This window comes from Streptomyces sp. NPDC033845 (genome assembly GCF_055576225.1).
Genome location: NZ_JBVIRI010000084.1, coordinates 1 through 1161, shown reverse-complemented (window position 1 = coordinate 1161; position 1161 = coordinate 1). Strand labels below are relative to the sequence as shown.

The window sequence follows — 1161 nt, the reverse complement described above, 5'->3', positions numbered from 1 at the left end:
GACTCGACGCCTTCCGATGGCTCAACCGCTACAACACCCGACGCCGGCACTCCCACCTCGGACACCGCAGCCCCATCACCTACGAAGCCACACTCGAAGCACCACCAACTACGCTGGCACCAGCCGCATAACCCGTGTTCAGGATTCGGGGTCAAGGCCCCTGCCCAGAGCCCGGGTGAGGTTTACCTGGGCCTCCCCGTCGCGCACATCAGAGCAGACACCGTGAGTCAAAGAAGAGTCCCTGAACTGCATATATGGGCAATCCCGTCAGGGGTGCTCTGGTTGCATCAGGCTATCCGGGGCGGTCAGCAACATCGTCGAACAGGACACCGGAGTACGGGATTCTGGCCGCGGCTCGGAACGCCTCCTGGACCGACCCCGGTCGGTCACCCGCCGCGTCCTTAGCGGGTGACCGACCGGGGCCACCACGCCAGCAGCTGTAGTGCGGACAGCCCTGGCGCTCACCCCCACGACGGCCGGACATAGCGCGCGGACCGCTTGTCGGCAGCCGGTAGGACAGAGTGGCCGGATCGTCCGGCCAAATCCCAGGATCCCGCCGCCCCTGATGGAAGGACGGCGGAATCCTGGGCGCCTCGGGGGAGAGTCACCACTCCAACGCCTCCACACGGCAATGGTTACGGGCGCCACCCAAAGTGTGTTCATCCGCCCGGTACCGCCATCAGAGCCGAGACAGGCGCTCGCCACCTGCACCACCACGGAACCACCTATTTCGGCTGCACAAACCACCCACCACCCGCCCTACAAGCCCTGTGATCCAACGTCGCATCCCGCCCCGAGCGCTCCACGCCAACCTCCCGCCGAAGCTACGGACTGGCTCACCGTCTACCAGCTGCCCCCGTACGCACCTGACCTCAACCCGGTCGAGGGCATCTGGTCGCTGCTACGACGCGGCCTCCTGGCCAACGTCGCCTTCGCCGAACCCGACCACCTCGTGCGAGCGGTCAGGCGCGGCTTGCGCAAGATCCAGTACCGGCCGCAGCTCATCGACGGCTGCCTGGCCGCGACCGGGCTGACCACCGACATTGCGAGTTGAACCTGAGTAGCACATCTCCTCCAGCGCCTTGCCCTTGGTCTCCGGCACCCATTTGAGGATGAAGGGGATCGAGAGCAGGGCGAACACCGCGTAGATGACGTAGGCCC

1 protein-coding gene and 2 pseudogenes are annotated in these 1161 nt (G+C 66.0%); 2 read left to right on the top strand and 1 reads right to left on the bottom strand.

Translation table 11 applies throughout. The features are described from left to right. Together ACZ50K_RS37935 and ACZ50K_RS37930 are read left to right on the top strand one after the other, a co-directional pair. A pseudogene (locus ACZ50K_RS37935) lies at positions 1-131 on the top strand (IS3-like element ISRhosp1 family transposase); the annotation flags it as partial. Between the two features lie 434 nt (positions 132-565). Further along, positions 566-889, top strand: a pseudogene (locus tag ACZ50K_RS37930) (hypothetical protein); the annotation flags it as partial. A 12-nt stretch (positions 890-901) separates the two neighbouring features. On the opposite strand, the gene ACZ50K_RS37925 reads toward ACZ50K_RS37930, so the two are convergent. Further along, a partial coding sequence (locus ACZ50K_RS37925; protein WP_468912045.1) for a hypothetical protein occupies positions 902-1161 on the bottom strand: 260 nt, incomplete at its 5' end.